The sequence below is a fragment of the Bacillus sp. OV166 genome, from assembly GCF_900177675.1.
Taxonomy (GTDB): Bacteria; Bacillota; Bacilli; order Bacillales; family Cytobacillaceae; genus Neobacillus.
Genome location: NZ_FXWM01000001.1, coordinates 2,824,325 through 2,837,448, shown reverse-complemented (window position 1 = coordinate 2,837,448; position 13,124 = coordinate 2,824,325). Strand labels below are relative to the sequence as shown.

The window sequence follows — 13,124 nt, the reverse complement described above, 5'->3', positions numbered from 1 at the left end:
ATTTTGTTTTGGAAGGTGGTCATTTAAACCAATCCTCCCAAACTATGGTTAAAAACATTAATAAAATTAATACGTTATTAAATATTCAATCTCGAAGTACTCTTCGGTATTCAATCCCACTAATTTGAGTACGTCTTTTGGTTTTCCTATATTACGTACATTCACGATCGTATCGCCTAGAGTCATAACTGAAAATAAGACTCTTAATCAATTGATAAAAGTATCCAGTCGTTCGACCTTCCCACCAGAACAAGGATGAAGTAATGGGTCAGAATGTTAAAGATTCCATCCCATTGGTTAACTCTTAGTCTTCCTTTTGGGGATTTCAGTTAATTCTTCAATGAATTTAAGCTTTTCTACGCTCGTTATATGCTTATATTGAAGGGTTGTTGAAATAGCCGATAACCTCATAAGTTCGATCATATGTTCATGCCTTTGCATCATCATTTTCAATCTTATTTCATCCCATTCTTTACCCATGACTTACCTCCTGAAATTTTTTATAGTGAGAACTAATGCAATTACAAAAATAATAAAAGCCAACTGCGACAAGTACACTAATGATTGTTAGTGCTAACATATTACACACACTCACTTTTTCCTTTTTCTAAACCATTTTCGAAAACATACGGTAAGAATGATTGGGAGCCAAAAAATCCCGCACACGATCAGCAGAAATGGAATAATGACTTTATATCCACCAATCGGTTTACAAACCTCTAATAACCTTTCAAATTCATGAATAATTTCTTCGGTCCCTTTTTCTATCTCCTCATCAAGTTCTACGATTAGTTCATAACCAAAAGCAAGCCCAAGGATGATATAAGAAGCAAATATAACAATTTGAGATGGTATGAGGACTCACCTCTTCAGTTCCTTGGTTAATGCTCTGATTTTTCCCTTCTCTCGGAGGTTTTCAAGTTTGTTTTGGTACATTTTTATTTCACGATACGAGTTTGCTTCACTTAGCTGTTTTATAAGTCCTTTATATAACAGTGCTTCTTGAGGCGTAAAAATGACATCGGACTTTTCCATCCTATAACCCTCCATGTAAGGGCGAAAATGAACGTTTTTTATGTTCCTAGACCTTTGTATGCTATTAATAGGAATTCATTTCTGTAACACTAGTTATATTAAAATATGGAGTTTTAAATTTGGATTGCAGTTCATCTTGAAAAGCAATTGTTTTAGCCACTAAATCAATTTGAACGACCTGACATACCTTTTTATTAAAAAATCCACCTTTCCAAGTAGTAACTTGAAGTAAGGTGCCTTGCATAAGGCTTTTTTGCAGCAATCGTTCCATTTCTTCAATCTCCATTTCATCTAGGACAGGGCGGGGTTGCTTGTTTGCCTCGTTCATCATTTTCTTTAATTCACGTATGTGTTCAGGCATCATAAAAGAGGCTGTCCATTTTTTTGTTCCTCGGTCCCTTATCATCGTTGTTTTACTCCTCCTTAACTAATGAATAAATTGGTTGGAATAAGTCCTTACAAAAAATAGTTGTTTGATACGTTCAAGGTTTTTAAAGTACCAATCTTGAATGGCCAGTAATACTTCTTCATTCATCGGTACGAAAATCGTTGTGTGATCAACCCTCTTTCCTCGACTATCCAACCATTCATCGCTTCTCCTCTTTAAACATTCCTTATTTCGAACTTCAAATTCTTCTGTGACTTTAAGGAAAAAGAAGTAAATGTAATCTTCGTCTTCCTTTTCTCCGTAAAGGCCCCAAATATAAAGTCCTCTACTGTCCTGGTTTTGATATGGCCTCATAGATGAAAATTTTAAAAAATGATTTTCAGTCTCGATTTCGTTTGTCCCCCTTTCTATTAATGTATGCTGCCTTACTTTCATTTTATAAGAACGTACGTTCCTAGTACATAGCACTAAATAGTGTTATTTTGCGTTTAATAGAGATTGGCGAACCTGCAATAACTAATGGAATTTTATTGATACAGAACGTATGTTTGTGTTATGATGTTAGTAAGAAATTTCATATAAATAAAGGCCTAGAGGGTGATGAATATTGACGGATAATCGGGAAAGGTTTGGAATTTATCTTCCTCCAAAGTTAAAAGATAGACTACGAGATCTGCACGATGAAACAGGCTATTCAATGAATCAATTAAGCCTAATGGCGATTTGTCATCTAGTGGCGGATTACGAAGAAAATGGGGCCACAATTTTTGAGGAGTTGCAAAAAATTAAGAAAGAAATGAATGGTCGTTTGAGTTAAACTGGAATACGATTGGTTCATAGGGCGTTTATAAATTAAAAAATTTCATAAAAGTTCAATATTGGACAAAAAAGAGAGATGATAATTTATTTAACGGGTTCTGTTACCTGTCACAATACTCGAAAATGCAATCGAAAATGTAGCCTAATTTGTACTGCCTTTTGTATCTGGTTTTGCAAATAAAAAATAAATCGGCTCAGTTCACATACTGAGCCGATTTTTAATATCCATTTTTGGTAGCTTGTTGAACAAACGCACCCGATAGTTTAAGTACAACATTTCACAATCTTTCTTTTGGAATAAGAAAAAAGGCGACCTTCATTTTGAAGAATCGCACCCGTTACTTTAATAAGCATTAGTTTTTTTGTATTTTTCAAAAAGGTATTGAAATCCATATAAGAAAAAAGCCTTGTAAAAGAAATATAGAAAAAATTGAAATTCGTTTAATCGAACTAATTTATAGAGTTTTAATTTTGTAAATATTCTTGTAATTGGAAATGCAAAAATTGCATGGAAAATAGCATTTAACATAATAAACTTTTTAAAATTTCCGTATGCCCAATTTAATGTCCATAATCCTACCATTAACATTGGACCTAGGAGAAAAGGAAATTCATTTTGAATAAAGGACTGTGGTTTATTATTAAAAGACCACCATCTGCGTCGTTTTCCAATTGGAACATCTATAAAACATAATAGAACTCCAAGGATAGAGGCTGGTAAAAATCTCTTTATATTCAGCCTTCCTAACAGAGGCATTGTTAGCCATGAGAGTATTATCATTGCAATATTAAATACCCACTGATTTTTCATTGACATATTACTACCCCCTATCCAAAAATAATCATTTAACTTATTATATCTCCTTCGTTATTTAACTATTCTGCTCCGTTAGTGGAACAAGAAAAAAGCCGCCGCATCGAACATTATCCTTAGCAAAAGCACCTGTTTAATTAGATATTAATCATTTATAATATACTTCTCCCATTTGATACTTCGAACTTCTTCATCTGTTGGTATTGTTACTCGATTATCTTTGATTTCCGTTCGTGCTTTCTGTGATTTTACCTCTGTTGGGTTATTCCATTCATTATCACACTCATCACACATCACAAATAGTTCATCAGTTTCAACATCTTTTACTATCTCCACCCAACCCTGAGAACAAATCGGACACCAAGCAACTTTATTTTTATAATTTTCCATTTTTAAATCACCCTTTGAACATACTACTTATATCATAATCCTTCTTCCACTAACCTGCTTCGTTAGTTGAATAAAGAGAAAAAAGGACTGCCGAAAACAGCCCCATTGTTGTAAAAGTAAAGCACCCTTTAGTTGAAGAAGAGGTAACATTTGTTAAATTTTAAAGTTTTAATACTGTTGAATTTCTGAAACGTGTACAAGTTCATTTCTAGTGTTTTCAATATTTTTTATTTCACAATATCCACTTTCATATAACCAATGAATTTTAAATTTTTCTTCATTGAAAATAACTATGTCACCAATATTCAATTATAATGCCCCCTGACAAAAGACCTAATCATTTAATTAATTATATTATAACTTAAAATAGAAAAAGGAAGTGATTAATTTCACTTACCAAAAATTACCATTTCAATCTAAATTAATTTTATAATAATTGCATTTCTTACGTAAGAAAAGCACCCTTTAGTTTAAGTACATTCCTTCACAAAAGGATTATATTCCAAAGTGTATCATGTACTTATTTTCCTCTTTAGCCTTTATTATTTTAGAAGCTAACTGATTAAGTTCAGCAGAATTTTTATATATCGTTGAAGATGTAATCACATCATAAAACATTGATAAAGATTCAGGTGGAATAATTGTAATTCCCCAGTAAGCTAACCCAAACTCAGGGCGTTCAAGCGAATGAAAGTAGGTTCTCATTATAGAAAAATGGTCATTTAAGTGAATAATAATTTCATCATCAACAGAAATACAATTATATTTTTGTGGTTCATAACCAATATTTCTTTTCACATTTTCAATATTATCAATTATTCCAAATTCATGAACAGGCATTATTATCGACCTCCTGATACACATAGTAAAATGCTTATTGCACTAAATTGCCCTTTAGTCTAATAATAAAAGCCATTAACAAGATGGCAGCTGGATATTAAACTCTTGCACCCGTTACTTTAATAAGCCAATCTTATTTACTATTTTTAAGAATTGAGTAGACATATGTATCGTGTGCTTTACCATTTTGATACATATAATCCCTTAGGACACCTTCTTTTTGAAATCCAACTTTAGTTAGCAAATTATTAGATGCTTCGTTATCTATAAAAACGACAGCTCCTAAGCGAGTAAGACCTAATTCATCAAAGCCATATTGAAGGACTTTCGATACTGCTTCCGAGGTATATCCCTTTCTCCATTGTTCGGGATGAATTTCATAACCTATTTCCGCACGTTTATGTTTAGGCGACCAGGCATTAAAGCCAATGGTTCCAATTATTCCTTGAGTTCCTTTTCTTTCAATTCCCCACCGTATGCCCCTTTTTTCTGTAAAACTTTTTGCAAAAAAATCAACGAATGTTTCCGCTTGTTTTATATCCTCTAATGTTTCTTGTCCATAATAACGTGTTACATTCTCATTAGAAAAACAAGCAAATATGTCTTTTGCATCATCTTTTGTTATTTCTCTTAATAGTAATCTTTCTGTTTTTAATATAGGAAACACCTTTTTCTCTCCCTTTTTGTTTATCTGTTTAAATTTCAGTTAGAACTGTAATTATTCCTCAAATTCAAATAATTACTTCCCTCCATATTAGCAGATAATGGTATTTTTTTATATGTGCTTCTTCCACTAACCTGCTTCGTTAGCGTGAGTACATTATTTCACAAACTTTATTTCAGCTTAACGTATATATCCAATTATATGTGCTTTCTAAGTATTTTTTGTAAGCCAATTTGTATATCAAATTGAGGGTAAAAATGTAAGGGTACAATGGCTGTTGTACCCCTACATTTTGGGGTGCATTTTCCTATACAAATTTTTATGTAATTTCCACACAAATGGCTTTAAACCAATAAAAAATGAGTGTCAATTGCATATACAAATTGGCACTCATTTTAACCTACATTTTTAATGTTTGTGATAGGAAACGGAACCCGTTATAATTTATTATCTCTCTCTTTTTTGTCCAGAGTATCACTTAAAGAACTTATCTAAATTTAAGGAGGTGCTTTTGAATTTTGCTGACTCTAGCAGTGGATTGAATTCCAAATGTGCATCAATTAACTTACTCACATCTTCAAATAAATCAATAATATCGTTTGCATAATTTATTAATTCTTTATGAATCTCATCTAAACTATATAGAGATTCGTTTTTTATATAATCCTTTGCTCTGAATTTTTCACCTGAATTGTATTCTATATCGATATATAAATCATCCTTAAATTCCATTTTTAAATTTCCTACAACAGTATTAGGAGCAGCTTCATCAAAGAAAGGTATAGTACATGCTAACCCCATTTTGTTGTCTCTAAGATTAGTCTTTCCTTGTGGGGTATCAACATTAAAATCAAACGGTTTGTTGATTTCTTTAACTTTTAAACTATGTTTATGCTTGATTTGATTTGCAATTGTTCGAACTGTAAACGACTTAGAAGAATTAAAGATATTTGTGTTCTTAAAACTTTCAAAGGTTTGTATTAAATTTAAAAGGGCTGGATCATTTTGAGCACTAAAATAGTTTAACACCTTTTTTAAAGAACATGACTCTTCCGCAGTCTCTACCCAACCGTCATTATTCCTTATAATTGTTATTGGATTCCCGCTCCAATCTTTTCCATTATTTAATCGATTGGGTTGATAAAGACTTCCTCCTGGGTTGAATTCATTCCAAATACGATAAAAGAACCAAGAAATTTGAAGTAGTAAATCAAAACAATTATTTAAATCGATAACAGCATGTCTTAAATGAATTCGCCGAATAAAAGCTAATTCCAATTCGTTAATATTGGGATGTTCCTCTGGATTTGCATAAGTTAAGCCAATATATGCATCCCCAAGTGTCTCTAAGAAATCATTCATCTTTAAAACTGCTAGCCGAATATCGTACCCCTCAGTCTCCATATAATACTCAGGTGAAAATAACTTATCAGGTACATTTTTTAATATATACATACGCTCTCCCCCTATTAGGTAATTCCCTTAATGAAACTTATTTACTTCAACGCTAAAGTCATCAAAAAGCATATTTCCAATCTCATCTATTATTTTTATAAATTGGTTCTTATGAATGGTATTTTTCTTAAGATGATAGGAGTTTTCTTTTAGGAAAACTTTAAAAGGCAAATATCTATTTGTTTCGAGACTTTTATTGTTTAGCATATTAAATATCGGCCTCTTCCGCTCTATAAGCATACAAAGCATTTCAAACTCTTCAATATCGAGATGATAATACCCCTTTATCGGTACTGAAAAATGGCTCGACAAATTTTCTTGTATTATACCTTCGTAAGGTTTGAGAGTAGGAAAATACCCCTGGTTAACCACCATTAAATATATTTCATCAATACCTTTTAATGATTCGTGCCCTAACTCCCTCAATTCATTAACTCGATCATGAACCTGTTTGAGTGGAGCAATAATCATCTTGTTAGTATCCTTTTTTATTGATTCTACATTTGCCTCAGCTGCTGAAGGTAATGAAACTCTATAACTTTTTACTTCTATTGCCAACAGTTTGTTGTTAAGCCTGAGCATAATATCGGGGGAATGTTTCACCCCTGCTTTGCCATATGTAAACTCAGGAAGAAACACATAAGGTAGTTTTGATTGATTAATGGATTCTCTGAGCAAAATCTGTGTATATTTTTCGAAGGGTTTCCCAAAAAACGAAAGGAACCTTGTATCCTTATCAGGATAAATGTGTCTAACTTTATGAAATAGACCATTAAATAATTGTTCATTTAACAATTTCAAGCTAAAAGGGAGAAATTGTTCATTTTCCAATAATAATAGAGGCTTCTTTCTAAATTCGGTAAAGTCCCAAATAGAATCCAATTCTTGCTTTGCCCATTTAGAGATTGTTTCATAATCCACAATTATAGAGTTGATGATTTCTCTTGCTAATGGGGCTAATTTTGTATGCGATAACATTTCCTCTTTGTGCTGAGTCCAATTCAAGCCCAAATCTTTTGGTTTAAGAAACACAACAATCAAACTGTAAATAACCGCAATATATTCCTTAATCTTGTAACCATTCACCCTATAAAAATCTTCATTAATGTCCAGAAATTCTTTGTTATTATATAATTCTTTGTTCTTTGCAATATCTGAATAAATCATAACCGTGCGAGCGATAGTGGTAAACAAATTATCTTCATTGTTAAATACAGTATTGCTAAATAAGTATGCATAGAGTTGTTCATTTGAAACACGCTGGTTTGGTTGATCGAGATGATCATTCACTAATAAAGCCAGGTAACATATTTGTGTTAAACAACCGTTCTCTTGGTAAAGATCAATCTTCTCAGGATCTCCATAGGCCAATACCCATTTCCATAGCTGAAGAATACTCTGTTGAGGGAATAGGGCATTTTCAAGAGTTTTATTAAACTTGTCCAATAAGGTTGTATATACTCTTTCACTGACCACTTTTGGAGGGGGATTGCCATCAAACTGCTTATTTAACAATCCAATGTATGTTTCTTTAAACTCTTTCTTCAATACATTTTCGTCTACTTCGTTTGAAGAAATTTGTGACAGTAGTACAAATATTGATAATAGAGGCAACCTAAATATCAGTTCCTGAATTTCAGCTTTAGGTTTTTTGTTCCCTAATATCTCTTCATTAGTGGCTATTACTTTAACGTGTTTTAACATACTGCCACCCCTCATTCTAGTATTTATGTACCAAAATAATAATAACCAATTTTACTATATCTTTACAATGATTCTATAGTAAGTTCCTTTGGCATCAGCGGATAGATCACAGCATTAGCACAATATTAGGGCATAACTTGATCGCATAGCCTCGAACTAAAATAGTACGCAACACAAGAACATATGTTCCACGTGAAACTTTTATAATAATATATTTTTAAACAAAAAACAGCGGTTGACTATTTCCACTGTTTCTCATAATACATTCAATTGTCTGTCATTTTCTTCTTGGTTATTTGATCGAATAAACTCGTTCAATTTTTAATTTATCTACTCTTACCAGTCTTAAATTATTTTTATGTTCAGCTATTGAATCCACTGTAATCAATTTAAAGTTGGGATATAAGACTTTTTGCTTCTTATTAAACTTGGCTGCTATTGCTTTATCATTGTAAAAATCAATCACCAAGTAATCAGTTGTGTTGCCAACTAAATAGAACTCATGTTGTTTCATTGCATATGATACTCCAACCATATAGGGTATTATGAGCATTAATATCACCCATACAGCCAAGAACAATTTTTCGAATTTTTTTAAATGACAAAAACCCATCCCAAACAACAAAACTATCCCAATGAAGTTAATTCTTGTTGCTTCTTTAACGATAAACCAACCAAATAAAAAAAAGATAATACCTACCATACACAGGATTTGTAACGATATGTTCCAGTTCCTATTCGTCACGTTTATAGAAAATAACTTTGTAAACAAGGTCTTTATATCGCTCTTTTCTTGAAAAAATGTCACATACATCACAATAAACGTAAAAAATACTCCAAGAAGAGCGATGCTTTTCGTTACATTGGCTACTGATAAATCGATAAAGGATATTGGAATTCCGAAATAACTGTTGTAGCCCCAGCCGAACAAAAAGGCCGTAAGATAACCAAAGCCTGTTAATAAGAAAATATATAATGCAACATCTATTCCTTTTAATTTAGATAACATTTTTAACCCCTAATAATTGGTTCAAACAAAAAATATAGAGCCGATTTTTAAATCAATTTAGCACTGTTCTGATTATTTCGTTCAAATTTTTGATACTTTGTGGTTCTAAAATTCCTGCTTCTTGTAGCATCATTGGCAGCTTTTCTAAAAGTTCAATTCCATTTGTCTTATTCAAAATTAATTCACATAAGTATTTGGTGACAGCACTCTTATTGTCCTTGTCTTCTTCCCACAGCCAAATTAGTAAGTCTATTATAATGGAGAAAGCATATTCATAATGAATGTCATGTTCTTTAAGATAATCAAATAATCGTTCTGTTTCACCAGATATGAAAATTTCATTTTTAGTTAAAAAATACCGATAGACCTTCTCACCAGCGGTAATATAACGATAACCAATAATGATTAACTTTCCGATAGCTTCAATAAATTTTTCATCTGATATTTCCTTTCTTGCATTCAGCGAAGAAATCAAATCAACTACTGAAAAGATCTCAACATTATAACGTTCTTTCGAATAATCTTTTATTAAAAAGCTATCAACAAGCATATTATACGAAAATTCCATGCACAATTTTAAAGAATCATCGATAGTATTTAATAGTTCCTTTTCATCATCATTCCTTGGACTTATTAAGGCACTTCCCACCTTTGTACAGTGCAGATCAATCCATTTTAAAATTTTGTCCATAAGTTGTATGGTTTGGTTAACCTGCTCAGGAGTGGCTTCATCCCTAACCAAATTCCCTTCATAATAGGCTATTGTCTGAACCCCTTTGGGCTGAGACAATCTTAATTGTTGATACTCAATAAATAATGTTTCATACTGTTCCTGCGTAATATATAGATCGTACAATTCCGAAAGTTGATCAAGTAAATCTAGGTAATTAAGAGTAAAAAGAGAAAACAAGTCACATAGTACCTGACGTGATTTTCTTGCCACTTTGACACCGCTAAAAGCCTCTTCAATGCTCCCAGTATGATTTACCCAAATATGAAGATTTGGTTGATTGATAATACTAGCCCATAGTTCAAAAGGTTTTTTATTGGTTAATTGCCTGAACATTTCTAAGCTCATTCTGTGCTCATTATAAACTGACACCAAATGGGCTTGTCCTTCCGAAATCTCTTTTAATTTGTTTATAAATTCTTCCGAAATTCCTCCACCTTCCTCTATTACTTTATATTGTTCAAATGGAGGTCTCTCGTCAGGGAACTTTTTGTTAAACTGACTTAAAACCTCATGGTAAGCATCAATATATTCTTTTTTCATAATTTCTTCAGGTACAATTGTAGACAGCATTATAAATTCACTGAAATAGGATCTCCATACTTCGGGTCTATCCTGCCCAAGCTTAAACGTTTTGTACGCAAATTCCAATGCTTTTTCATAATATCCCAGTGTTTTATATGCGTGTGTCATTAAATTAAAATCTTGAACTGAAGCATTTTCCTGTATTTTTTTCTCTGCAAATGAGAGTGTATTAAAACATTCCTGAGTCTGTCCAAGATGGAACAAGCATTCAGCAAATCTTATTAAAAACTTAATGTTTTGAGTCTTATGATAAAGTGATTGGAACATTTCCTTGGATTTATCAAACCATTTATTTTCCGAATAAATAGCTGCAACGACTTCTTGTAAAAAGACAGGTGGCTCATTAGATTCGTTATGATAAAAATTTAAAATTTCTGCGTAATCACCCAAATTGTAAAGTGCCTCAATGTATTGTCGAACCAGACGCTCATGTTGTTTCCAGTGCTTTAGAGTTGTAATAAGTTTAATAACAACTTGCTGATCCTCTTTTTTTCCCCTATTCATATAAGCATCGATTAATAGGGGCTTTACTGATACTGCTGTATCATCATCATCTTTATTTTCTATCGCCTTATTAAATAAATCGCAAGCCTCATCCCAATCATGTTTCAAAAAGGCTAAAAATCCCTGTAAAACATATGCAATAGTTATTGATATATTTTGTTCAACCTCTTTAATAAAGGACTCCATTTCGGTTGTTTTTAATAATAAAAACAGAGCTTCCAATTTAACAAAGTAATAATCCATCGGTTCTTGCCCTGTAATATTGTCGAAGAAAGTCTCTAAGACTTTAATTGCATCATAAGGACTCCCTTCACTTAAATTCAACCTAGCTAGAAATACAGCATTTTCTTCCTCGTATTGAGGAGACTCCTTCCCTTCAGCCAAGATTTGTTCAAGTAATTTAATTGCACTATCTATATCACCACTTTGGAAATAAGACCAAATTGCATTATTAAAATATTGTTCATTTTCCTTACTTGGTTCCTCAGAATAAAGTTCGTGAAAATAAACCGCAGCCTGCCTAAATTGCTTATTCCGAAAATATAAGCCTGCTTTTAGAGCTTTTACTCTTTGCAATTGTCTAGAATTCTCATTTTCTTTTTCAATCGTTTCTAAATCCATTATTACTTCACGTAAAGTTTGTTTAGGATCTAACGAACCTCCATTTAAGACGGAAAGTTCCATTTTTAGAACGGTTGCATCCGCTTTAATAAGAAGCCATTCCTTGGAATCTGGTTTTTCTTCTAATTGTCTTTCAGCAATTGCTATAACTTCTTCATATCGACTTAAACTTAACAATATATTCGCTTTTACACTTTCCAAGGCTGAGAATGGATGCTTGTCGAGTAATGAAAGACCTGTCTCATAATCACGTTGTTGTAAAAAAATGTTTAACAATAATTGTACATTTTTCTCTGTATATCCATCGTTCTGTATATTTAGTTCCACTAGTTTACCTGCCTGATCTAATTCATTATTTATCAAATGAATGAGAGTGTTGAGTCGGTTTTTTCGTGAATTATCTTCACATTCCGCAAGTGCCCCATACAAGAATGGAATTGCTTCTTTTTCATAACCTAGACATAAATAACTGTTAGCAATGAGTGCGTTTAACTCTAATTTTTCAACAGATTTTTTTGCATGCTTTAGACGTTCTTCAGCTTTTTTCCTTGCAGTAATAATTTTCCCTTCGTTCAAGAGTTCTTGTAAATCTTCAAATCCAACAGAACCTAGATAATTTTCAAACAAAGCCTGCATATTTTCGTTGATTTTATTTTCTTGATTTACTTGTTGTTGTTTTAGGCGATAAAAACCATTACGCATCTCGTTTTTAATTACATCGATTCCATTTAATATATTTAGAATTTCAGGATCCCAGTGTATCTCTTTATACTCAATAATATTATCGAGGATTAACTTTAGAAACGGAATAATCTTTTCCTTTTCATCAGGATAGTTTTCAAAATAAGACTCTAACTCTAAGGAATCGTCAGAAAAATCTTCATATGAAACTCCTTCAATAATCCATCTAAAGATTTCATTTCTAATGCTAATATCCTCTAGCAATTCTTTAATAAGACCTTCTGGCAGTTCTAATAGTGCCTTGGCATCGTCTACCCCAGCTTTAAACATAAGGGTAGTTTTTAAGGCGTAATTATCTTTTAACCATCTCTTTCTAAAATCTCTAACAACTTTTGAATTTTTTATTCGAGGTTGTGCAAATGAAAAAAATGCAGTTCCTAAACTTTTTAATAATGGATCCATTTAGTCACCTTTTCTCTAATTGGTTACACATAATACCATTATACTATTAAACGAATTTCTCTGGTAATTACAAACAATCACTATTTGCCCAAAACAAGTAAATGGTTGTTGTTTGAAGAGGTCTTCTAAGAGGTCTATTTAACTAATTCCCCTTCATATTAAATTGTTTTTATTATTTATATTAAAAAAACCGAGAGGACAGTTAATCCTATCGATTTATATGAGGGATATTTAAATGTTTATTTTACTTTCAGAACTTTTTCTTCAAATTCATTTATTGAGATTAATCCATATAGTTAAATTTTATTTAATATCCCACTTAATTTTTAAAAGCATAGAAATACTGAAAGGATAACACTAGCACTCTCTTTTTGTGTAGTACTTCTTATAAATTATAAAACCCTATATTACCTTTCATTGTTT

Annotated in this window: 14 protein-coding genes; 1 reads left to right on the top strand and 13 read right to left on the bottom strand. The window is 32.0% G+C overall.

Going from position 1 to position 13,124, the window contains the following annotated elements; genetic code table 11:
- Positions 1-297: 297 nt before the first annotated feature.
- The 4 genes from CCK98_RS13630 to CCK98_RS13620 form a co-directional block, all read right to left on the bottom strand.
- Positions 298-480 carry a hypothetical protein gene (locus CCK98_RS13630; protein WP_088087090.1) on the bottom strand — a complete coding sequence of 61 codons (183 nt, stop codon included), beginning with the start codon at positions 478-480 and terminating at the stop codon, positions 298-300.
- Positions 481-861: 381 nt separating this feature from the next.
- Complete coding sequence (locus tag CCK98_RS35330) at positions 862-1,035, bottom strand: hypothetical protein (RefSeq protein ID WP_179195793.1); 174 nt, start codon at positions 1,033-1,035, stop codon at positions 862-864.
- 64 nt (positions 1,036-1,099) lie between these two features.
- Positions 1,100-1,441, bottom strand: coding sequence for a YolD-like family protein (locus CCK98_RS13625; protein WP_088087089.1), 342 nt, complete (start codon positions 1,439-1,441; stop codon positions 1,100-1,102).
- A 21-nt stretch (positions 1,442-1,462) separates the two neighbouring features.
- On the bottom strand, positions 1,463-1,858 hold the full coding sequence (locus CCK98_RS13620) for a hypothetical protein (protein WP_088087088.1): 396 nt from the start codon (positions 1,856-1,858) through the stop codon (positions 1,463-1,465).
- Between the two features lie 172 nt (positions 1,859-2,030).
- On the opposite strand from CCK98_RS13620, the gene CCK98_RS13615 reads away from it, so the two are divergent.
- Positions 2,031-2,240: a hypothetical protein gene (locus CCK98_RS13615; protein ID WP_088087087.1), complete on the top strand. Its 210-nt coding sequence runs from the start codon at positions 2,031-2,033 to the stop codon at positions 2,238-2,240.
- A 345-nt stretch (positions 2,241-2,585) separates the two neighbouring features.
- On the opposite strand, the gene CCK98_RS13610 is transcribed toward CCK98_RS13615, so the two are convergent.
- The 9 genes from CCK98_RS13610 to CCK98_RS13575 form a co-directional block, all read right to left on the bottom strand.
- Entirely contained in the window at positions 2,586-3,059 is a 474-nt protein-coding gene (locus CCK98_RS13610) for a hypothetical protein (RefSeq protein ID WP_088087086.1), read from the bottom strand.
- A 141-nt stretch (positions 3,060-3,200) separates the two neighbouring features.
- Complete coding sequence (locus CCK98_RS13605; protein WP_088087085.1) at positions 3,201-3,446, bottom strand: TA0938 family protein; 246 nt, start codon at positions 3,444-3,446, stop codon at positions 3,201-3,203.
- Between the two features lie 168 nt (positions 3,447-3,614).
- Positions 3,615-3,755, bottom strand: a complete 141-nt coding sequence (locus CCK98_RS35325) for a hypothetical protein (RefSeq protein ID WP_179195792.1) — start codon at positions 3,753-3,755, stop codon at positions 3,615-3,617.
- 186 nt (positions 3,756-3,941) lie between these two features.
- Positions 3,942-4,292, bottom strand: coding sequence for a short-chain dehydrogenase (locus tag CCK98_RS13600; protein ID WP_142292228.1), 351 nt, complete (start codon positions 4,290-4,292; stop codon positions 3,942-3,944).
- Positions 4,293-4,419: 127 nt separating this feature from the next.
- Positions 4,420-4,953, bottom strand: a complete 534-nt coding sequence (locus CCK98_RS13595; RefSeq protein ID WP_027323054.1) for a GNAT family N-acetyltransferase — start codon at positions 4,951-4,953, stop codon at positions 4,420-4,422.
- A gap of 471 nt (positions 4,954-5,424) precedes the next feature.
- Positions 5,425-6,405 carry a hypothetical protein gene (locus CCK98_RS13590; protein WP_088087083.1) on the bottom strand — a complete coding sequence of 327 codons (981 nt, stop codon included), beginning with the start codon at positions 6,403-6,405 and terminating at the stop codon, positions 5,425-5,427.
- Positions 6,406-6,432: 27 nt separating this feature from the next.
- The gene (locus tag CCK98_RS13585) at positions 6,433-8,109 is read right to left on the bottom strand and encodes a hypothetical protein (protein WP_088087082.1); all 1,677 of its coding nucleotides are present in this window, start codon (positions 8,107-8,109) and stop codon (positions 6,433-6,435) included.
- 292 nt (positions 8,110-8,401) lie between these two features.
- Complete coding sequence (locus tag CCK98_RS13580; RefSeq protein WP_088087081.1) at positions 8,402-9,118, bottom strand: hypothetical protein; 717 nt, start codon at positions 9,116-9,118, stop codon at positions 8,402-8,404.
- A 52-nt stretch (positions 9,119-9,170) separates the two neighbouring features.
- Complete coding sequence (locus CCK98_RS13575) at positions 9,171-12,701, bottom strand: hypothetical protein (RefSeq protein WP_088087080.1); 3,531 nt, start codon at positions 12,699-12,701, stop codon at positions 9,171-9,173.
- Positions 12,702-13,124: the final 423 nt, after the last annotated feature.